This is a genomic window from Mycobacterium sp. NGS17 (assembly GCF_059813205.1).
On the sequence record NZ_JCALED010000005.1, the window covers coordinates 351,877 to 371,699 of the forward strand.

The 19,823-nt window shown below is 68.2% G+C and carries 18 protein-coding genes; 7 read left to right on the forward strand and 11 right to left on the reverse strand.

The genetic code is table 11. From position 1 onward, the window contains the following. Positions 1-75: 75 nt before the first annotated feature. The 7 genes from AC5Y7E_RS13970 to AC5Y7E_RS14000 all read right to left on the reverse strand — a co-directional run bounded on the left by AC5Y7E_RS13970 (position 76) and on the right by AC5Y7E_RS14000 (position 9,685). Positions 76-2,280 carry a malate synthase G gene (locus tag AC5Y7E_RS13970; protein WP_499949481.1) on the reverse strand — a complete coding sequence of 735 codons (2,205 nt, stop codon included), beginning with the start codon at positions 2,278-2,280 and terminating at the stop codon, positions 76-78. Positions 2,281-2,571: 291 nt separating this feature from the next. Continuing rightward, a complete protein-coding gene (locus AC5Y7E_RS13975; protein WP_499916598.1) occupies positions 2,572-3,612 on the reverse strand; it encodes a hemolysin family protein in 1,041 nt (346 codons plus the stop codon). Continuing rightward, on the reverse strand, positions 3,609-4,979 hold the full coding sequence (locus AC5Y7E_RS13980) for a hemolysin family protein (protein WP_499949482.1): 1,371 nt from the start codon (positions 4,977-4,979) through the stop codon (positions 3,609-3,611). Before AC5Y7E_RS13980 ends, AC5Y7E_RS13975 begins: the two co-directional genes overlap by 4 nt. Positions 4,980-5,239: 260 nt before the next feature. Further along, entirely contained in the window at positions 5,240-6,676 is a 1,437-nt protein-coding gene (locus AC5Y7E_RS13985) for a GuaB1 family IMP dehydrogenase-related protein (RefSeq protein ID WP_499916594.1), read from the reverse strand. Between the two features lie 53 nt (positions 6,677-6,729). Further along, on the reverse strand, positions 6,730-8,199 hold the full coding sequence (gene gnd, locus AC5Y7E_RS13990; protein WP_499916592.1) for an NADP-dependent phosphogluconate dehydrogenase: 1,470 nt from the start codon (positions 8,197-8,199) through the stop codon (positions 6,730-6,732). A gap of 101 nt (positions 8,200-8,300) precedes the next feature. Beyond that, positions 8,301-9,251 (reverse strand): M56 family metallopeptidase, encoded by a 951-nt coding sequence (locus AC5Y7E_RS13995; protein WP_499916591.1) that lies wholly within the window; start codon positions 9,249-9,251, stop codon positions 8,301-8,303. A 14-nt stretch (positions 9,252-9,265) separates the two neighbouring features. Then, positions 9,266-9,685, reverse strand: coding sequence for a BlaI/MecI/CopY family transcriptional regulator (locus tag AC5Y7E_RS14000; protein WP_499916589.1), 420 nt, complete (start codon positions 9,683-9,685; stop codon positions 9,266-9,268). Positions 9,686-10,004: 319 nt separating this feature from the next. Between AC5Y7E_RS14000 and AC5Y7E_RS14005 the strand changes: the two genes are divergently transcribed. Continuing rightward, a complete protein-coding gene (locus AC5Y7E_RS14005) occupies positions 10,005-10,433 on the forward strand; it encodes a PaaI family thioesterase (RefSeq protein ID WP_499916587.1) in 429 nt (142 codons plus the stop codon). 71 nt (positions 10,434-10,504) lie between these two features. Here AC5Y7E_RS14005 and AC5Y7E_RS14010 read toward each other — a convergent pair whose 3' ends face one another. The 4 genes from AC5Y7E_RS14010 to AC5Y7E_RS14025 all read right to left on the reverse strand — a co-directional run bounded on the left by AC5Y7E_RS14010 (position 10,505) and on the right by AC5Y7E_RS14025 (position 14,218). Next, on the reverse strand, positions 10,505-11,890 hold the full coding sequence (locus AC5Y7E_RS14010) for an NAD(P)/FAD-dependent oxidoreductase (protein WP_499916585.1): 1,386 nt from the start codon (positions 11,888-11,890) through the stop codon (positions 10,505-10,507). 192 nt (positions 11,891-12,082) lie between these two features. Further along, entirely contained in the window at positions 12,083-12,463 is a 381-nt protein-coding gene (locus tag AC5Y7E_RS14015) for a DUF4189 domain-containing protein (RefSeq protein WP_499916583.1), read from the reverse strand. 113 nt (positions 12,464-12,576) lie between these two features. Then, positions 12,577-13,494, reverse strand: a complete 918-nt coding sequence (locus AC5Y7E_RS14020; RefSeq protein ID WP_499916581.1) for an LLM class F420-dependent oxidoreductase — start codon at positions 13,492-13,494, stop codon at positions 12,577-12,579. 52 nt (positions 13,495-13,546) lie between these two features. Further along, entirely contained in the window at positions 13,547-14,218 is a 672-nt protein-coding gene (locus tag AC5Y7E_RS14025; protein WP_499916580.1) for an SDR family oxidoreductase, read from the reverse strand. A 183-nt stretch (positions 14,219-14,401) separates the two neighbouring features. On the opposite strand from AC5Y7E_RS14025, the gene modA reads away from it, so the two are divergent. The 6 genes from modA to AC5Y7E_RS14055 all read left to right on the forward strand — a co-directional run bounded on the left by modA (position 14,402) and on the right by AC5Y7E_RS14055 (position 19,819). After that, positions 14,402-15,166, forward strand: a complete 765-nt coding sequence (gene modA, locus AC5Y7E_RS14030; protein WP_499916578.1) for a molybdate ABC transporter substrate-binding protein — start codon at positions 14,402-14,404, stop codon at positions 15,164-15,166. An 8-nt stretch (positions 15,167-15,174) separates the two neighbouring features. After that, on the forward strand, positions 15,175-15,969 hold the full coding sequence (locus AC5Y7E_RS14035) for an ABC transporter permease (RefSeq protein ID WP_499916576.1): 795 nt from the start codon (positions 15,175-15,177) through the stop codon (positions 15,967-15,969). A gap of 2 nt (positions 15,970-15,971) precedes the next feature. Then, positions 15,972-17,072 carry a sulfate/molybdate ABC transporter ATP-binding protein gene (locus AC5Y7E_RS14040; RefSeq protein WP_499949483.1) on the forward strand — a complete coding sequence of 367 codons (1,101 nt, stop codon included), beginning with the start codon at positions 15,972-15,974 and terminating at the stop codon, positions 17,070-17,072. A 121-nt stretch (positions 17,073-17,193) separates the two neighbouring features. Beyond that, positions 17,194-18,306, forward strand: a complete 1,113-nt coding sequence (locus tag AC5Y7E_RS14045; protein WP_499916572.1) for an alanine and proline-rich secreted protein Apa — start codon at positions 17,194-17,196, stop codon at positions 18,304-18,306. 137 nt (positions 18,307-18,443) lie between these two features. Then, positions 18,444-18,743: a GlsB/YeaQ/YmgE family stress response membrane protein gene (locus AC5Y7E_RS14050; protein ID WP_499916571.1), complete on the forward strand. Its 300-nt coding sequence runs from the start codon at positions 18,444-18,446 to the stop codon at positions 18,741-18,743. A gap of 47 nt (positions 18,744-18,790) precedes the next feature. Further along, complete coding sequence (locus AC5Y7E_RS14055) at positions 18,791-19,819, forward strand: zinc-binding alcohol dehydrogenase family protein (RefSeq protein ID WP_499949484.1); 1,029 nt, start codon at positions 18,791-18,793, stop codon at positions 19,817-19,819. Positions 19,820-19,823: the final 4 nt, after the last annotated feature.

Below are 19,823 nucleotides of genomic sequence, written 5' to 3' on the forward strand. Positions count from 1 at the left end.
ATCCATCGTTGACTCGGCGCCGATTTTAGTCATCGCCGGCACTATTACACGCTCGCACCCGATTCGAGCGCAGGCTCAATTCGACTGCGCGGCGTGTGCCTTGGCTTCCCGCCGACGGCGATGCAGGATCGGCTCGGTGTATCCGTTGGGTTGCTGCGTGCCCGTCAGGATCAGATCCTGGGCGGCCAGGAAGGCCAGGCTGTCGTCGAAGTTGGGCGCCATCGGCTGGTACGCCGCGTCCTTGGCGTTCTGCTCGTCGACCAGTGGGGCCATCCGCTCCAGGCTGGCGCGCACGTCCTCCTCGGTGATCACGCCGTGCCGCAGCCAGTTCGCCAGCAGCTGGCTCGAAATCCGCAGCGTGGCACGGTCTTCCATGAGCGCCACGTCGTGGATGTCGGGCACCTTCGAGCAGCCGACGCCCTGGGCGACCCAGCGCACCACGTAGCCCAGGATGGACTGGCAGTTGTTGTCGACCTCTTCGCGGATCTCCTCGGGAGCCCAGGCCAGTTCCTTGGCCAGCGGGATGGTCAGCAGCTCTTCGATCTTGGTGCGCTTCTTGCCGGCGAGCTCCTCCTGCACCGCGCCCACGTCGACGTAGTGGTAGTGCATCGCGTGCAGGGTGGCCGCCGTCGGCGACGGCACCCACGCGGTGGTCGCGCCCGCCTTCGGCTGGCCGATCTTCTGCTCGACCATGTCGGCCATCAGCTCGGTCATCGCCCACATGCCCTTGCCGATCTGCGCCTTGCCCTTGAAGCCGGCCGCCAGGCCGATGTCGACGTTGGCGTCCTCGTAGGCCTTGATCCACGCGGTGCTCTTCATCGCACCCTTGCGGATCATCGGCCCGGCCTCCATCGAGGTGTGGATCTCGTCGCCGGTGCGGTCCAGGAAGCCGGTGTTGATGAACACGACGCGGTCGGCCGCGGCCTTGATGCAGGCCTTGAGGTTCACCGTGGTGCGCCGTTCCTCGTCCATGATGCCGACCTTGAGGGTGCCCTGGGGCAGTCCGAGGACGTCCTCGACGCGGCTGAACAGCTCGCAGGTGTAGGCGACCTCGTCGGGCCCGTGCATCTTGGGCTTGACGATGTAGATGGACCCGGTGCGGCTGTTGGCCAGCGGCCCGTTCGCGTCGCCGGTTTTGAGGCCGTGGATGGCGGTCAGGCCGGTGAACAGCGCGTCCATGATGCCCTCGAAGACCTCTTCTTCTTCGTCGCCTTCGCTCCTGACGATCGCGTCGTTGGTCATCAGGTGACCGACGTTGCGGACGAACAGCAGGCTGCGGCCCGGCAGCGTCAGCTCGCCCTCGCCGTCGGGCGTGCTGTAGGTGCGGTCCTCGTTGAGCACCCGGGTGAAGGCCTTGCCGTCCTTCTTGACCTCTTCGGACAGGTCGCCCTTGTTCAGCCCGAGCCAGTTGCGGTAGCCGAGCACCTTGTCGTCGGCGTCGACGGCGGCCACCGAGTCCTCGAAGTCCATGATCGTGGTGATCGCCGATTCCAGGACCACGTCCTTGATGCCCGCGGCGTCGGTCTTGCCGATCGGCGACTCCGGGTCGATCAGGATCTCGATGTGCAGACCGTGGTTGGCCAGCAACACCGACCAGCTGGGGGAGCCGAGCTCGCCGGTGTAGCCGGCGAACTGCTTCGGATCCGCCAGGCCGACGGAGCCCTCGGCGGTCGCCACCTTCAGCTGGGCGTCGTCGACGGACAGACCCGTCGCGTCGGCCCAGGAGCCGGATTCCAGCGGCACGGCCTCGTCGAGGAACTTGCGCGCGTAGGCGATCACCTTGTCGCCGCGGACCTTGTTGTAGCTCGTGCCCTTTTCGGCGCCGTCGTCCTCGGGGATGACGTCGGTGCCGTAGAGGGCGTCGTAGAGCGAGCCCCAGCGGGCGTTGGCGGCGTTGAGCGCGAACCGCGCGTTGAGCACCGGAACCACCAGCTGCGGGCCCGCGGTCGTGGTGATCTCGTCGTCGACGCCGGACGTCGTGATGGTGAAGTCCTCGGGTTCGGGCAGCAGATAACCGATCTCGGTGAGGAACTTGCGGTACGCCTCGATGTCGAGCGGCTCGATGACGCGCTGGCGGTGCCACTTGTCGATCTGTGCCTGCAGCTCGTCACGCCGGCGCAGCAAGTCCTGGTTCTTGGGGGTGAGGTCGGTGACCACCTTGTCGACGCCCGCCCAGAAACTGTCGGGGTCGATGTCGGTGCCGGGCAAGGCCTCGTTGTTCACGAAGTCGTAGAGCACTCGGGCGACGCGCAAGTTCCCCGCCGACACGCGATCAGTCATGATTCTCCTCCATCATGGGCCGCACCGGACCGTCCGTGGGCCGGACAGGCCCCGATTGGCAATGTCATAAGCCTACCGAGCGCAGCCTGCTGAGCGTTATCTGCGCGATCCGCCACAGCAGGTCAGGCCGCGCTGACAGCCCCAAGAACGACGCTGCGGGCGAGCACCGGGATGTGTTTCCAGCAACGCATGTTCCGCGCGCGAACGGCGCTGCGCCCTCCAGCAGTTTCTTAACTGGTAGCCGTGAAGATCATACGGGCTGCGCGCAGTCGCCCCGGCCGGCCAGTGTCACTACGCGTCCCGCATGGTGCCGACCAGGTCTTCAACCAGGTCTTCCATCGCCACCATGGCCACCACGCCCCCGCCTTCGTCGGTCACCAAGGCCAGATGGCTGTTGCTTCGCCGCATCCGCGACAGGGCGTCGGCCAGGGGCAGCGATCGCGACAGCCGCGGCAGCGGCCGCACCATCGCCAGGTCGATCACTGCGTGCGGATCGTCGCCGAGCGTCAGCACGTCCTTGATGTGCAGATATCCCAGGAAGGCGCCGCCGACGCTGGCCACCGGGAATCGGGAGTATCCGGTCTGGGCCAGGGCTTGCTCGACGGCCCCGACCGTCGGACCCGAGCCGGCCGCGGCGACCGGCACGGCGTGCACGTCGGCGAGCGGGACGGCGACGTCGCCGACGACGCGGTGGCGAATTTGCAGCGCCCGGGTGAGTCGGGTGCGTTCCTCGGAGTCCAGCAAGCCTTCGGACTCCGATTCGGCGATCATCTCGCTGAGCTCGACGGGGGAGACTGTGATCTCCAACTCGTCCTTGGGTTCGACGCCGAACGCGCGCACCACCGCGTTGGCGCACTTGTTGTAGAACACGATGAACGGCCGGGCGGCCCGCACGTAGGCCAGGTACGGCGGAACGAGCAGCATCGCGGTGCGCTCCGGGCCGGCCAGTGCGATGTTCTTCGGCACCATCTCGCCCAACAGGACGTGCAGCGTCACCACGATTGCCAGCGCGATCGCGAACGACAGAGTGTGTAACAGCGCCGGGTGAATCGTGGTGAGCCCCAACGCCGTCCGCAGCAGATTGGACACCGCCGACTCGCCGATCCGCCCGAGTAGCAGCGACGCGGCCGTGATGCCCAACTGTGCGCCGGCCAGCATGGACGGCAGTTGCTCCCCGGCGCGGATCACCGTGACCGCGGCCGCCCTGCCCTGCTCGGCCAGCGCCTCCAGGCGGTCGCGCCGCGCCGAGATCAGCGAGAACTCCGCGCCGACGAAAAACGCGTTCACCCCGATCAGCAGGCAGGCCAGCAACAGGCCCAGGGCGTCGCTCATCGGCGCGCCCCTGCCGCGGGGACTTCACCCTGACTGCTCAGCTCGACGAGTTCGAGCAGGTCGATCCGGCGTCCGTCCATCCGGATAACCGTTGCCTGCCAACGCGTCACCGGGGCCAGCAAGCCGTCCGCGTCCAACGCGGGCAGCTTCACCGTGTCGCCGGCCACCGGAATGTGACCGATCTCGCGCAGCACCAATCCGCCGATGGTCTCGTAGGGGCCTTCGGGCGCCCGGAAACCGATGGCGGCCGCCACCTCGTCGATGCGCAGCAAACCCGATACCCGCCAGCCGGTGCCGGCTGGCACCACGTCCGGGGTCGCGTCGTCGTGCTCGTCGCGGACGTCGCCGACGATTTCCTCGATCAGGTCCTCGACGGTCACCATGCCGGCAGTGCCGCCGTATTCGTCGACGACCAGCGCGGTTTGCAGGCTGTTGGCCCGGATCTCGGCCATCACCGCGTCGCCGTCCAGGGTCGACGGCACCTTCGGAACGGGTTGTGCCACCGTGATCAGCCGCGTGCGGCGGCGTTGGGTCCGCGGGATGGCGAAAACCTGCTTGACGTGCACGATGCCGACCGTCTCGTCGAGGTCGCCGTCGACGATGGGGAAGCGGGAGAACCCGGACTCGGCGGCCGTGGTCACCAGGTCCGCGACCGTATCGTCGGTCTGCAGCGCCACGATCTTGGACCGGGGTGTCATCAGCTCCTCGGCGCTCAAGGCGCCGAACTGCAGCGATCGCCGCACCAGGGCCGCCGTGGCGGCGTCCAGGGCGCCGCTGCGCGCCGACGAACGCACCAGCGACAGCAGCTCTTGCGGGGATCGAGCCGACCGCAGCTCTTCGGCCGGTTCGACGCCGAGCCGGCGCACGATCCAGTTCGCCGCCCCGTTGGTCAGCCGGATCGCCGGGGTGAGCAGCACCGAGAACAACAGCTGGGCGCTCACGACGGCGCGGGCCGTCGACAGCGGACGCGCCACCGCCAGGTATTTGGGCACCAGCTCGCCGAACACCATCGACACCGACGTCACGATCACCAGCACCACAAACGCCATGACGGCGTCGCCGACCCTGTCGGGTATGCCGATCGCATCCAGCCACGGGTGGGGCAGGTCTTCCACCATCGGATCGGTCAGGTAACCGGCCGCCAGCGTGGTGACCGAGATGCCCAACTGGGCGCCCGACAGTTGGAACGACAGCCGGTGGTGCGCGCGGCGGATCCATCGGTCGCGGCGGCCGCCGCCGCGCGCGTTCGCCTCGACTGCGCTGCGGTCCAGGGTGGTCAGGGAGAACTCCGCGGCGACGAAGACGGCGTTGCCGAAGATGAGCACCGCGATCGCCACAACGCTGACTACGGTGACGGTGACGTTCATGGCCTGCGCCGCCATCCGGCGGAGGGGTCAGGCCCGATCAGCGGTGACGGCCCCGGAGGGGGCTCCCCATCGGGCATTTCGTCTGACGGCCCGTGCGCCCGCGAGCCGATGGCTGGCACGGGTGCCTGCGGCACGTCGATCCTTTCGCTGCCTGGTGGCGGAGCGGTCGCGGTTGCTTCCGTCTTTGCTGTCTTATGCTAGCCCGCGTCGCGCCCGCGCGGCGGCGCCCAGTGCGGGCCACGCCGGTCGCGCCTGCCGCGTCACCAACCCTGCGGCAGCGGATGCCCCTCGGCGAAGCCCGCCGTCGACTGCACCCCGATCACGACCCGTTCATGGAGCTGCGCCAGGTTGGCGGCGCCGACATAGGTGCAGGTGCTGCGCACGCCCGAGGTGATGTGATCGAGCAGATCCTCGACGCCGCCGCGGGCCGGATCGAGCCCCATTCGGGACGTCGAAATGCCTTCCTCGAACAGCGCTTTGCGGGCCCGGTCGAAGGCGGTGTCCGCGCCGCTGCGCGCCACCACCGCCCGTTTGGAGGCCATCCCGTAGCTCTCCTTGTACGGCTGGTCGTCGCGGTCGCGCATCAGGTCCCCGGGCGACTCGTAGGTGCCGGCGAACCACGACCCGATCATCACGTTGGACGCGCCGGCGGCCAGCGCCAGCGCCACGTCCCGCGGATGCCGGATGCCGCCGTCGGCCCACACATGTCCGCCCAATTCTCTTGCCGCCGAAGCGCATTCGATAACGGCAGAGAATTGGGGACGGCCGACGCCGGTCATCATCCGGGTGGTGCACATCGCGCCGGGGCCGACACCGACCTTGACGATGTTCGCCCCGGCGCCCAGCAGGTCGCGGGTGCCCTCCGCCGAGACCACGTTCCCGGCGGCCAGCGGCACCCCCAGCTGCAGCGCCGCGACCGTCCGGATCGCCTCGATCGTCTTCACCTGATGCCCGTGCGCCGTGTCGATGACCAACAGATCGATGCCCGCCTCGACCAGCGACCGCGCCTTGGCGCCGACGTCGCCGTTGATTCCGACGGCCGCGCCCACCCGCAGGCGGCCCCGCGCATCCACGGCCGGGGTGTACAGGCCGGCGCGGATGGCGCCGGTGCGGGTCAGCACACCCGCCAGCGTTCCATCGGCGTTGGTCACGACGGCGACGCCGATCGCCGACTGCTCGAGCAGGTCGAACACCTTGCGTGGCTCGGTTCCCACCGGGGCGGTGACGAAGTCGGTGATCGCGACGTCGCGCACCCGGGTGAAGCGATCCACGCCCAGGCACGACGATTCGCTCACCAGACCGAGGGGGCGTCCCTCGAAGGTGACCACGGCGATCCCGTGCGCACGCTTGTGGATCAGCGCCGTCGCGTCGGACACCGAGTCGTCGGGCTCGAGCACCACCGGGGTGTCGAGCACCGGGTCGCGGCTCTTGACGAACTCCACCGTCTGCTGCACCGCGGTGATCGGGAGATCCTGCGGCAGGATGACGAGTCCGCCGCGCCGCGCGATCGTTTCGGCCATCCGGCGCCCCGCCACCGCGGTCATGTTGGCGACGATGACCGGGATCGTCGTGCCCGAGCCGTCATCGGTGGACAGGTCGACGTCAAAGCGGGACGCGACCTCCGAGCGGTTCGGCATCACGAACACGTCGTTGTAGGTCAAATCGTATGCGGGCCTGTGCCCGTCGAGAAACCTCATCGCAGTAGCCCCGCCAACTCAAGCCCCCTTCACGCCCTGGTGATGTCGCCCCGCTACGCGGGCACCTCGGTGCGATCTGCGCTCCACAGTGTGTGGAAGCGCTTGTCCGGGTCGTCGTCGATCCGGCCGTAGGTGTGTGCGCCGAAGAAGTCCCGCAGCCCCTGGGTGAGCGCGGCGGGCAGCCGCTCGGTGCGCAGCGCGTCGTAGTAGGACAGCGCCGAGGCGAAACCGGGGATCGGGATGCCCAGTTCGGTGGCCTTCACCACGACCCGGCGCCAGCTGTCGATGGATTCCTCGATGGCGCTGCGGAAGTAGGGCGCGACGATCAGGGTCGGCAGGTCGGCGTCGGAGTCGAACGCCTCCTTGATCCGGTTGAGGAACTTCGCGCGGATGATGCAGCCTCCGCGCCAGATGGTCGCCATGTCGCCGGGCGTGATGTCCCAGTCGTATTCGGCGCTGCCCGCCTGGATCTGGTTGAAGCCCTGGGCGTAGGCGATGATCTTCGACGCGTACAGCGCCTTACTCACGTCGTCGATGAACTGTGTTGCGTCGCTTGGCTTCTCGCCGAGCTTACCAGAGGCCAGGCCGGTGGTGGCCTTGCGCTGGGCGACCGAGCCGGACAGCGCACGGGCGAACACCGCCTCGGCGATGCCCGTCACGGGCACACCGAGATCGAGCGCCGACTTCACCGTCCAGCGTCCGGTGCCCTTCTGCTCGGCCTCGTCGAGGATGAGGTCGACCAGCGGTTTGGAGGTCTTGGCGTCGGTCTGGCGCAGCACCTGCGCGGTGATCTCGATCAGGAAGCTGTCCAGGTCGCCTTTGTTCCACTCGGCGAACACGTCGGCGATCTCGGGGGCGGTCTTGCCCAGCCCGTCGCGCAGCAACTGGTAGGCCTCGCCGATGAGCTGCATGTCGGAGTACTCGATGCCGTTGTGCACCATCTTGACGAAGTGCCCGGCGCCGTCGGGGCCGATGTGGGTGCAGCAGGGCACGCCGTCGACGTGGGCAGAGATCTCCTCGAGCAGCGGGCCCAGCGACTTGTAGGACTCGGCGGGGCCGCCCGGCATGATCGACGGCCCGTTGAGCGCGCCCTCCTCGCCGCCGGAGATGCCGGCGCCGACGAAGTGCAGGCCGCGTTCGCGCATCGCCTTCTCCCGACGGATGGTGTCGGTGTAGAGGGCGTTGCCGCCGTCGATGATGATGTCGCCTTCTTCCATGGCGTCGGCGAGCTCGTCGATGACGGCGTCGGTGGGGTCGCCGGCCTTGACCATGATCAGCACCCGGCGCGGCTTCTCCAGCGCGTCCAGGAATTCCGCGATGGTCTCCGAACGCACGAACGTGCCCTCGTCGCCGTGCTCCTTGAGCAGCGCATCGGTTTTGGCGATCGACCGGTTGTGCAGCGCCACGGTGTAGCCGTGCCGGGCGAAGTTACGGGCGATGTTGGAACCCATCACGGCCAGGCCCGTGACGCCGATCTGCGCGGTGCCGGTCGTGGAATCGGAGTGGGCATCCGACGAACTCATGTTTTCGCCTCTCGATTAGGAGAACCTTTCGGCCAAAGCCTTCGGTGACACTGTGGCACAGCGAACACTCGGGCGTCCGGGGTGATCGGTGATCGGCGGCCTCAGAGGTTGAGCAGGCGTTCCAGCTCGGTGAGCCACGGGACGGCCAGCGCAATCGTGGGCACCACGAATACGGCCGCCGCGGCCAGGTATGCCGCCGCCGACAACAGCGGGCTGTTGCCGCGTCCGCCCAGCCGGCGCACCCTGAGCACCGTGCTGGGGCCGCTGGCCGCGAGTGCGCCCGACGGGGCCCGCCCCGATGCGCATGCGACCAGCGCCCGGGCCAGGGGAGCGCGCCCCGCGGCGCGGACCGCCGCGTCGTCGGCGAGCAGCTCGACCAGAAGCTGGACCGCGCCGAGCGCGTTGGCGCTGCGGACCAGCCGCGGGAAGGCCGCGTGCACGGCGGTGAACGCCTCCAGCACCAGGTCGTGGCGCGCCCGCAGATGGGCGCGCTCGTGGGTGAGGATCGCCTCGACCTCGGGGTCCGCGAGCGTGCTCAGCGTTCCCTCGCTGACGACCACCCGGCTGCGCACGCCGGGCAGGCAGTAGGCGAGCGGTTGCGGGACGTCCAGGACGCGAAGGTCGCGCGTCCGGGCGCAGGGCTGGGACTTCGCGGCGCCGTGGCCGACCCCGACCAGGTCGACCACCATCCGGTGGTGGGCCCGACGCTTCCGGTTGGCGATGGCCACCCGGATGACCGCGACCATAAGCCGGGCGCCGACCAGCAGGGTCAGGGCGAAAACACTGACGTAGAGCGTCCACAGCGGCCAGCCGAGGCGGTCGGCGGCGCCGACAATGCTGGTCGTGGGCCGGCCGTCGCGGCCGGGCATCAGCAATCGGGTGGCGATCGCGATGCCGGCGCTGAACGCCGACAGGACCGCGGCCAGCGCAACGGCTTGCCAGAGCACCATTGCGGCGCGGGGAGCGCGCAGCGGCCAGCGCGCGCGTGCCAACATTGCCGGCACGGGGCCGGTCAGTAGCACCGCGATGATGGTGAAGGCCAGCGCGGACACACTGCTAGTGTCCCTCAGCCCTCCGGCCCAGCGCCAGCAGATGTCGGGTTCTTGCGTTGATTGGCTTCCAGTTCGGCGAGCGCGCGCCGCAGCGCCTCGGCCTCGTCGGCGCCGACACGCTCGACGAAATGCACCAGTGCGGCCTTTCTGCCACCCGGATCTTCGGCCTGGGCCAACGCGTCCACCATGAGCCCGGCGACCAGTTCGTCCCGGCCGTGCACCGGTGCGTAGCGGTGTGCCCGGTCGTCGCGGATCTGGGAGACCAGGTTCTTCTTGGCTAGCCGCTGCAGCACGGTCATGATCGTGGTGTAGGCCAGGTCGCGCTGTGCCGACAACGCCTCATGGACCTGGCGAACGGTCTGAGGCTCGGGCGTGGACCACAGATGGTCCATGACGGCCCGTTCTAGATCCCCCAGCCGTGTCAGTTTGGCCATAGTTTCGTTCATCTCCTGAGCGTCGAATCAAGAGTACTCCGGCTTACTACCGTCGGTCGTACGGAAGCCTGACAAATTGCTGTGTCGGCCGCCGCGGCCCAAGCCGCGAACAAGAAGAACCATACCGCTTGCCAAGTTAGGGCAGCCTTGCCTATGCTGATGTGGTCGAGCGATACGGACCGTGTGAGCGTCCTGAGGGCTGCAGCGACCCCCGGTCTACTCGATCGGCGAGCCCCGTGCCTAAAAGGCCCGGGGCTCAGCCGTTTTCGGGGCCGCCATTCCGCCGCGAGCGTGCGTGCGCCGGCCATGGTGTAGACACATGGACGTGCCAGAGCCGCAGAAAACGATCCTCCCGCCGGACTTCGCCGCACCCTTCGACCGCGAGATCGGGCTGCAATTCACCGAACTCAGCCCCGACGGTGCGCGCGCACAGCTAGAGGTGACGCCCAAGCTGTTGCAGCCGATGGGTTTGGTTCACGGCGGCGTTTATTGCTCGATCATCGAGAGCATGGCCAGTGTGGCCGCCTACACCTGGTTGGCGACCCGCGGCGGCGGAAATGTGGTGGGGGTCAACAACAACACCGACTTCCTGCGCTCCATCGGCTCGGGCATGGTGTACGGCACCGCCGAGCCCATTCACCGGGGGCGAAGCCAGCAACTGTGGTTGGTCACCATCACCGACGCCGACGACCGGATCGTCGCCCGCGGCCAGGTGCGACTGCAGAATCTCGAGATTCGCCAAGGCTGATCAACAGCGACGGCTGCGATCAGTGAAATGCGCTGTCCGGCAACCTCTTTGGAGGAGGGTACAACGGGCGGCTAGCTGGCCCGCCTGGCCGCCGGCCGTTTGGTCTCGGCAGCGAGCACGGCCAACTGTTCGAGGCGGGTGCGGGCGAACGCCTGCTGCTCGGTGATGGTGAGCTGGCCGCGCCGGGTGCTCAGGAACGTCACCGTCCAGGACAGCAGCGTGCTGATCTTGGTCTTGAAACCGACCAGGTAGACCAGGTGTAGCACCAGCCACGCGAACCAAGCGAACAGGCCGCTGAACTCGACAGGCCCGATCTTGGCGACCGCGGAGAACCGCGACACCGTGGCCATCGAGCCCTTGTCGAAGTACTGGAACGGCTCCCGCTCGGCCGGGTTGGCGCCCCCGAGCTCGGCCTTGATGGTGCTCGCGACGTACTTGGCACCCTGGATGGCTCCCTGCGCCACGCCCGGCACGCCTTCGACGGCAGCCAAATCTCCGATGACGAACACGTTCGGGTGGCCGGGCACCGACAGGTCCGGCAGCACCTTGACCCGGCCGGCCCGGTCCAGCTCGACGGACGACTGATCGGCAAGGTCGCGGCCCAGCGGGCTGGCTGACACCCCGGCGGACCAGACCTTGCAGGCCGATTCGATACGCCGGACGGTACCGTCGGAATCCTTGACAGTGATGCCGTTGCGGTCGACGTCGGTCACCATCGCGCCCAGTTGGATCTCCACGCCCATCTTCTCCAGCCGGGCCGCCGCGCGCTGACCCAGCTTGTCGCCGAACGGCGGTAGCACGGCGGGCGCGGCGTCGAGCAGGATCACCCGCGCCCGCGTCGAGTCGATGTGCCGAAAGGAGCCCTTCAGCGTGTAGGACGCCAATTCCGCGATCTGCCCGGCCATTTCGACGCCGGTGGGCCCGGCCCCGATCACGGTGAACGTCAGCAACTTGGCGCGTCGCTCCGGGTCGCGAGACCGCTCGGCCTGTTCGAACGCGCTCAGGATCCGGCCCCGCACCTCGAGCGCGTCGTCGATCGACTTCATGCCCGGGGCGAACTCGGCGAAATGGTCGTTGCCGAAATACGATTGGCCGGCGCCGGCGGCGATGATCAAGCTGTCGTAGGGCGTGTCATAGGTGTGCCCGAGCAAGTCGGACACCACGAACTTGCCCTCCAGATCGATGTGGGTGACGTCGCCGAGCAGCACCTGAACATTGCGCTGGCGGCGCAGGACCACACGGGTGGGCGGCGCGATATCGCCTTCGGACACAATGCCCGTCGCCACTTGGTACAGCAGTGGCTGGAACAGGTGATGGGTGGTACGGGCGATCAGTTTGATGTCGACGTTCGCGTGCTTCAGTTTCTTTGCCGCGTTCAGTCCACCGAATCCCGAGCCGATGATGACGACCTGATGACGGCGCTCCGATCCAGCTGGGGTTTCTGGCTGGGGGCTCATGTTTCCGCTGCTCCTGACGGGGGGCTCCTGGACGCGCGACTGCATTTAGCCACCACGCTAGTAATGCGGATACCCCGGGACCTAGCCGATACGCATGTGTTGTTTGCAACACTAACGGTGTGCGGAAGTGAAATACCTGGTGAGCGACCGCGATTGTGGCGTAGATATCAGCCTAGCCAACCGAAGCCGTCGTCACCCAGTGGAGCCTTCTCCCGCACAGTGGTCGTGGCCGTCCTGAATCGTTCCGCCGGGGGCGCGCCCCAGCGCCGCAGCTTCCGCCTCTTCGCGCGTCGGACCCCAACCCCCGAAGTATCGGGACTTCGCCGCGTTCAAGACGAGCGCCATGCAGCCACCCTGGCCGCTGGCCAGCAGACGACAGTCGCTGATGCTCTTGCGGCACGTGTCCATCACAGCCTTCTCTGCCGCGCCCTGGCTGGAGGCTCCGTCGGCGATGTTGATGTGGCCGGTGGAGTCCGATATCGCCATGGCGATCCAATTGTTGTCGGCGAGCGCATTCGGAATCGGGGCGAACGCCACGCCGACCGCGATCGCCACCAGGGCTCGAATCTTCATGGCGGTTCCGGCCCTTCGCTTCTGCGCTGCGCCGCCGTGGCACAGGTGAACGCTGCTACACCGAAGTATTACCGCGCCATGGCCGTTTCGCGACTCCACACGGCCGCCACCGTCTACAGGCCAACGAGCGGGCGCAGCGCTTTCCCGGCCGCCTCGATGACGCCGGGTGTGTAGAAGGGCAGATTGATGATCACGCCGTCGACGCCCGCATCGATCACCTTGGTCTTGATCTGATCGGCGACCGAATCCGGCGTGCCGACCACCATCCGCTGCGTCATCTCGGCGGGAATCTGGTCCAGGCTCGCGTTCTCGTCGATCATCACGGTGGTCAGCGTGCTGGTTTCCAGGGTGACGGGGTCGCGGCCCACCTCCTCGCAGGACCGGCGCACCGCGTCCAACTTGCGCGGCAGCTCGTCGAAACCCGCGATCACGTTGAGGTGGTCGAAATGCCTTGCCGCGAGCGGGATCGTCTTCTTTTCTCCGCTGCCGCCGATCATCAGCGGAATGTGGTCGCGGAAGCGAGGATTGGCGAACGCCTCGCTGGTTTGGTACCACTTGCCCGAGAAGGTGGCCCGTTCGCCCTTGATCATCGGCAGGATGATCTCCAGGGCCTCGTCGAGCCGATTGAATCTGTCGGTGAAGGTGCCGAATTCGAAGCCCAGCTGGTCGTGCTCGAGCTGAAACCATCCGGTACCGATCCCCAAAATCGCGCGGCCCTGGCTGACCACGTCCAGTGTGGTGATGGTCTTGGCGAGCAGACTCGGATTTCGGTACGAATTGCCGGTCACCAAGGTGCCCAGCTGCACCCGCTCGGTTGCGGTGGCCAGGGCTCCCAGGGCCGTGTAGGCCTCCAGCATCGGCTGATCGGGCGATCCCAACATCGGCAGTTGGTAGAAGTGGTCCATCACGAAAACCGAATCGAATCCAGCGGATTCGGCTTCGCGGGCCTGGGCGATGACGGTGGGAAAGAGTTGCTCTACCCCGGTGCCGTAGGAGAAGTTGGGAATCTGCAAACCGAGTCGAATAGCCACGACACTTACCGTAGCGATCGGCCTCTGGCGGGAGAAGGGTGCGCGCTACGCCTCAGGCGAAACTGGCGAGCGCGCCGTGGCTCACGTGCAGGGTCTGGCCGGTGATGTGGCGAGCCGCCGGCGTGGTCAAGAACAGCGCCAACCGCGCGGCCTCGGCGGCCACGGGTGCCGGCGTGCGGGAGAGTCCGTCATAGCCGGGCTCGGCGCTGCGTCCACTCGCGACGACGTTGACCGTGATGCCGCGGGTGCCGAAAATGCTTGCCTGGCCCGCGGTCCAGTTCGACAGCGTCGCCTTGATGGCGGCGTCGGCGCTGCCGGCCGGCGGGTTCTCGGGCACCACACTGATGATGGAGCCGCCCGAGCGAAGGTGGTCGCCCACGGCCTGCAGGGTCAACACCGCCGAAAGCACCGTGGCGTCAAGGGCGTGACGCCAGGCGTTGGCCGTATCGGCGATCGAATAGGTGCGTGGGTCGCCGCCGTCCCAGGAGGGCGACGGCACGTTGACGATGGTGTCCAGATGATGCGGGAACAGCGCGCGGGCCTCTTCAAGGCTGGCCGGGTCGGTGGTGTCGCAGACGATCGCGTCGACCTCGAGCTCCTTGGCGGCGATCTCCAGCTCGCTCTTGCGTGCGCCCACGAGGGTCACTTTGTGGCCGTCATCGCGGAAGCCCTCGGCTACCGTGCGCCCTAGGTCCGTGTCTCCGCCGGTAACCAGCACCTCCATGCCATGACCTCCTCGTGTTCACGCGTTATGGCATCGGTCCCAGACATGTTACTGGACAGTAGCTAGTCGGCGAAACTTCACCCGGCGCGACGCGCGGATCGTTTCTGTAACTATTTGGCCGCTACTTTCTTGCGGCGATTCAACCGCCAAGCGGCCGCATCATCGGCGGGCTAGGGTTCATCCATGCGTCGGATCGGGATCCTGGCCGCTGCGGTTTCGACCGTACTTCTGGCGGGCCTGATCGGGTGCGGGTCGAAGGCGGGCTCGCCGCCGGCCGGCAAGGTGATGGTGTTCGCCGCGGCGTCGCTCAAGCCGGCGTTCACCCAGATCGGCCAGCGGTTCACGGACCAGAATCCGGGCATCGGCGTCGAGTTCGAGTTCGCCGGCTCGTCCGACCTGGCCACTCAGTTGACGCAGGGCGCCACCGCGGACGTGTTCGCCTCGGCCGACACCGCCCAGATGGACAAGGTCAGCAGGTCCGGCCTGCTGACCGGCAACCCGGCGAACTTCGCGGCGAACACCCTGGTCATCGTCACCGCCCCGGGCAATCCGAAGGCCATCACTTCCTTCGCCGATCTGGCCGAGCCCGGACTCAACGTGGTGATCTGCCAGCAACCGGTGCCGTGCGGCGCAGCGACCCAGCGAGTCGAAGACAGCACCGGGGTGCGGCTGCGCCCGGTCAGCGAGGAACTCAGCGTCACCGATGCCCTCAACAAGGTCACCAGCGGTCAGGCCGATGCCGCGCTGGTCTACGTCACCGACGCCAAGTCCGCCGGCAACAAGGTCGCGACGGTGAACTTCCCGGAGGCCGCCGGCGCGGTGAACGTCTATCCCATCGGTGTGCTGAAGAAGGCGCCGCTGGCCGCGCCGGCGGAGAAGTTCGTCGACCTGGTGACGTCACCGGCCGGGGAGCAGATCCTGGCCCAGGCCGGCTTCGCGAAGCCCTGAGACCGCGGATGCACCGGCCGACGGATCTGCCCCGGTGGGTGTACGTTCCCGCGGCGGTGGGGACGCTCTTCGTGGTGCTGCCGTTGGTGGCCATCGCAGTCAAGGTCGATTGGCCGCACTTCTGGTCGCTGATCACCAGCTCATCGTCGGGTACGGCGTTGTTGCTGAGCCTCAAGACCGCCGCCGCCAGCACGGTGCTGTGTGTGGCGCTGGGAGTGCCGATGGCGCTGGTGCTGGCACGCGGCAGGGCCCGGCCGATCCGGTTGCTTCGGCCCCTGATTCTGCTGCCGTTGGTGCTGCCGCCGGTGGTGGGCGGAATCGCGCTGCTGTACGCGTTCGGCCGACTCGGATTGCTCGGTCGCTACCTGGAAGCCGCCGGCGTCAGCATCGCGTTCAGCACCACCGCCGTGGTACTCGCACAGACCTTCGTCTCGCTGCCGTTCCTGGTGATTTCCCTGGAGGGCGCGGCGCGCGCCGCCGGCGCCGAGTTCGAGGCGGTGGCCGCGACGCTGGGCGCGCGTCCGAGCGTCGTCTGGTGGCGGGTCACCCTGCCACTGCTGTTGCCGGGCGTGGTGTCCGGGGCGGTGCTGGCTTTTGCTCGCTCGCTCGGCGAGTTCGGCGCGACGCTGACGTTCGCCGGATCCCGGCAGGGGGTGACCCGCACGCTGCCGTTGGAGATCTACCTGCAACGGGTCACCGACGCCAATGCCGCTGTGGCGCTGTCGATCTTGCTGGTGGTGGTGGCGGCCCTGGTGGTATTGGGCCTTGGCGCTCGCCGGCTGACCGGATCCGGCATCGGGTGACCATGAGCGATCTGCACCTGCGCGCGGTCGTCGCGGACCGACATGTGAACGTGGAGTTCTCCGTCGCCGCGGGCGAGGTGCTCGCCGTGCTAGGACCCAATGGCGCGGGCAAATCGACCGTGCTGCATGTCATCGCGGGGCTCCTTCGTCCCGACGACGGCGTGGTGCGGCTGGGGAACCGAGAGTTGTTCAACCCTGCGGCCGGCATCGACGTGGCGACCCACGACCGTCGGGTCGGGCTGTTGCTGCAAGACGCATTGCTGTTTCCGCACATGAGTGTTGCCGCGAACGTCGCGTTCGGACCGCATAGCCGGCGCGGGAGGTTGCGCCCGGCGCGCGCCGCCCAGACGGCGACGGCGCTGCGCTGGCTGCGCGAGGTGGATGCCGAGCGCTTCGCCGACCGGAAACCGCGACAGCTGTCCGGCGGACAGGCCCAGCGAGTCGCGATCGCCCGGGCGCTGGCGGCCGAGCCCGACGTCTTGCTCCTCGACGAACCGCTGGCCGGCCTCGACGTCGCCGCGGCCGCCGCGATCCGGGCGGTGCTGCGCAACGTCATCACCCGCATCGGGTGTGCGGCGATCCTGGTCACCCACGACCTGCTGGACGTATTCACCCTGGCCGACCGCGTCCTGGTGCTGGAGTCCGGCAAGGTCGCCGAAATCGGCCCGGTAGCCGAGGTTCTCAGCACACCGCGCAGCCATTTCGCGGCCCGCATCGCGGGCATCAACTTGGTGAATGGAACCGTTGCCGGTGACGGCTCGCTGCGCGCGGACTCCGGCGACCGGTGGTACGCGGCCGCTGCGGCGAGTGGCGCGTTGTCGCCGGAGCAGCATGCGATCGTGGTCTTTCCACCGACGGCGGTGGCCGTCTATCGCGAGCGCCCGCACGGTAGCCCCCGCAACACCGTTGAGGTCACCGTCGCGGAGTTGGATGTCCGCGGACCGGCGGTGTGGGTGCGTTGCGCGCAGCAACCCGACGGCGCTCCGGGCCTCGCCGCGGAGATCACCGTCGACGCCGCGTCAGAGCTCCAACTTGTGCCGGGGGATCGCGTGTGGTTCTCGGTCAAGGCGCATGAGGTGTCGCTGCATCCCTCCGCCCGCTGAGGCGCCGGGCGCAACGCGTCTCGGGCTTTCGACATTGCTCACTGGCAACATCGGTAAATCCACGCAGCAATAGTCCGCAATCACCCTTGCGTCACAGCGGTAACACGGTAGGTTCGTCGCCATGGAACAGGTGGACCCGACCTCGACCCGTCGCAAAGGACTGTGGACGACGCTGGCGATCACCACGGTGACCGGTGCCAGCGCATTCGCCATCGCGTTGCCGGCGGCTTCCAACGCCGATCCCGAGGTGCCCACGCCGGTGCCGCCGAGCACGGCCACGGCGCCGCCGGGGGCGCCGGCTACCAACGCTCCGCCGGCCGCTCCGGCGCCGAATGCGCAACCGGCGCCGGGCGATCCCAACGCGGTCCCGCCGCCGCCGCTCAACCCCAACGGGGCGCCGCCACCGCCCGTCGACCCGAATGCACCGCCACCACCGCCGGCCGACCCTAACGCCGGGCGGGTCACCAACGCGGTCGGCGGATTCAGCTATGTCCTGCCGGCCGGCTGGGTGGAGTCGGACGCGTCGCACCTCGACTACGGCTCGGCGCTGCTGAGCAAGGTCACCGGCCCGGCGCCGGCGCCCGATCAGCCGCCAGCGGTCGCCAACGACACGCGCATCGTGATGGGCCGCCTGGACCAGAAGCTGTACGCCAGTGCGGAAGCCAATAATGCCAAGGCCGCGGTGCGGCTGGGGTCGGACATGGGCGAGTTCTTCATGCCCTATCCCGGCACCCGGATCAACCAGGACGCGACCCCGCTCAACGGAAGTAACGGAAGCACCGGCAGCGCGTCGTACTACGAAGTGAAGTTCAGCGACGCGTCCAAGCCGAACGGCCAGATCTGGACGGGCGTCATCGGTTCGGCTAACGGCGGGACCGCCCAACGCTGGTTCGTGGTGTGGCTCGGAACCTCGAACGACCCGGTGGACAGGGGCGCGGCCAAGGCGCTCGCCGAGTCGATCCAGGCGTGGACACCGGCTGCGGCTCCAGGCGGCCCCGCCGCTCCGGGAGCACCCGCCGCGCCGGGAGCGCCGGCGGCCCCCGGTGCGCCGGCTCCTGGCGCACCCGCGGCACCGGGAGCACCCGCGGCACCGGGAGCGCCTGCGGCACCGGGAGCGCCTGCGGCACCGGGAGCGCCCGCGGCACCGGGCGCACCCGCGCCGGTTCCGGGCGCGCCGGCCTCCGAGGTCAGCCCGCCCCCCACACCGACACCGCAGCAGACGCTCTCGACCTGACCGAGCGGCTCGAGGGACGCGAAACCGACTGGTCAACCGTCTCCAATTCGGCACTCGTTTCGTGACCCAAGCCGGGTATACCGGAGTGACGGCCCAGCAAACAGCTGGGCTTTGCCAGTGATTGCGAGGAGACTTTCATGACCGTCATGGCAGCTACTGAATTTCTTGCCCGCTCCAGCACTTTGACCAGCGTCGGCTGGATCGGTTACATCATCATCGGCGGGCTCGCCGGAGCCCTCGCCAGCAGGATCATCAGGGGCAGCGGCGCCGGCATCGTGATGGACATAATCATCGGGATCATCGGCGCCCTGATCGGTGGCTTCATCCTGAGCTTCTTCGTCAACACCGCTGGTGGCGGCATCATCTTCACGTTCTTCACTGCGCTGCTCGGCGCCCTGCTGCTGCTCTGGGTCGTCGGGATGGTGCGCAGGACGTAACCGGCTTATCCCGTTGCGGCCGTGGTGGTTAGCGGCATGATGGATTGATGCCTCCGCCGGTGACCACCACGGCAATGCGCGCGTGGCGCGTACGTCGCCCCGGGCCGATGAACAGCGGCCCGCTGGAGCAAGTCACCGCAGAGGTGCCACGCCCAGGACCCTCCGAACTCCTTGTGGCCGTGCGCGCTTGCGGCGTCTGCCGCACCGACCTGCACGTCACCGAAGGTGACCTTCCGGTCCACCGGGACCGGGTCACCCCGGGCCATGAAGTGGTCGGTGAGGTCATCCAGATGGGTTCTGAGGCCGGTGGCGAATTCCAGGTGGGGGACCGGGTGGGCATCGCCTGGCTGCGCCACACCTGCGGCGTGTGCAAATACTGCCGCCGTGGTGACGAGAACCTATGCCCGCACTCCCGTTACACCGGTTGGGACGCCGACGGCGGCTACGCCGAATTCACCACTGTCCCGGCCGCTTTCGCGCACCCCCTGCCCAGCGGCTACAGCGATAGCGAGCTGGCCCCGTTGTTGTGCGCGGGCATCATCGGCTATCGCTCGCTGCTGCGCGCCGAGCTGCCGCCCGGCGGGCGCCTGGGCCTGTACGGCTTCGGCGGCAGCGCGCACATCACCGCCCAGGTGGCGCTGGCGCAAGGCGCCGAGGTGCACGTGATGACCCGCGGATCCCGGGCGCAAGAACTGGCGTTGCAGCTCGGCGCGGCGTCGGCACAAGGCGCCGCCGATCCGCCCCCGGCGCCGCTGGATGCCGCCATCCTTTTTGCACCCGTGGGTGATCTGGTGCTGCCCGCGCTGGAAGCGCTGGATCGCGGCGGCACCCTGGCGATCGCCGGGATCCACCTGTCCGACATCCCGGCCCTGAACTACCAGCGTCACCTGTTCCAGGAACGCCAGGTCCGGTCGGTCACGTCCAACACCCGGGCCGACGCGCGGGCCTTCCTCGACTTCGCAAGCAATCACCACATCGAGGTGACGACGCCGGAATACCCACTGGGACAGGCGGATCGGGCGCTGGCCGATCTGAGCGCCGGCCGTATCGCGGGTGCAGCGGTGCTGCTGGTCTGATTCG

Excerpts from the sequence above, each read along its gene's own strand:
- AC5Y7E_RS13970 (WP_499949481.1), bottom strand. The coding sequence starts at position 2,280 with ATGACTGATCGCGTGTCGGCGGGGAACTTGCGCGTCGCCCGAGTGCTC.
- AC5Y7E_RS13975 (WP_499916598.1), bottom strand. The coding sequence starts at position 3,612 with ATGAGCGACGCCCTGGGCCTGTTGCTGGCCTGCCTGCTGATCGGGGTG.
- AC5Y7E_RS13980 (WP_499949482.1), bottom strand. The coding sequence starts at position 4,979 with ATGAACGTCACCGTCACCGTAGTCAGCGTTGTGGCGATCGCGGTGCTC.
- AC5Y7E_RS13985 (WP_499916594.1), bottom strand. The coding sequence starts at position 6,676 with ATGAGGTTTCTCGACGGGCACAGGCCCGCATACGATTTGACCTACAAC.
- gnd (WP_499916592.1), bottom strand. The coding sequence starts at position 8,199 with ATGAGTTCGTCGGATGCCCACTCCGATTCCACGACCGGCACCGCGCAG.
- AC5Y7E_RS14000 (WP_499916589.1), bottom strand. The coding sequence starts at position 9,685 with ATGGCCAAACTGACACGGCTGGGGGATCTAGAACGGGCCGTCATGGAC.
- AC5Y7E_RS14005 (WP_499916587.1), top strand. The coding sequence starts at position 10,005 with ATGGACGTGCCAGAGCCGCAGAAAACGATCCTCCCGCCGGACTTCGCC.
- AC5Y7E_RS14010 (WP_499916585.1), bottom strand. The coding sequence starts at position 11,890 with ATGAGCCCCCAGCCAGAAACCCCAGCTGGATCGGAGCGCCGTCATCAG.
- AC5Y7E_RS14015 (WP_499916583.1), bottom strand. The coding sequence starts at position 12,463 with ATGAAGATTCGAGCCCTGGTGGCGATCGCGGTCGGCGTGGCGTTCGCC.
- AC5Y7E_RS14025 (WP_499916580.1), bottom strand. The coding sequence starts at position 14,218 with ATGGAGGTGCTGGTTACCGGCGGAGACACGGACCTAGGGCGCACGGTA.
- modA (WP_499916578.1), top strand. The coding sequence starts at position 14,402 with ATGCGTCGGATCGGGATCCTGGCCGCTGCGGTTTCGACCGTACTTCTG.
- AC5Y7E_RS14035 (WP_499916576.1), top strand. The coding sequence starts at position 15,175 with ATGCACCGGCCGACGGATCTGCCCCGGTGGGTGTACGTTCCCGCGGCG.
- AC5Y7E_RS14040 (WP_499949483.1), top strand. The coding sequence starts at position 15,972 with ATGAGCGATCTGCACCTGCGCGCGGTCGTCGCGGACCGACATGTGAAC.
- AC5Y7E_RS14045 (WP_499916572.1), top strand. The coding sequence starts at position 17,194 with ATGGAACAGGTGGACCCGACCTCGACCCGTCGCAAAGGACTGTGGACG.
- AC5Y7E_RS14050 (WP_499916571.1), top strand. The coding sequence starts at position 18,444 with ATGACCGTCATGGCAGCTACTGAATTTCTTGCCCGCTCCAGCACTTTG.
- AC5Y7E_RS14055 (WP_499949484.1), top strand. The coding sequence starts at position 18,791 with ATGCCTCCGCCGGTGACCACCACGGCAATGCGCGCGTGGCGCGTACGT.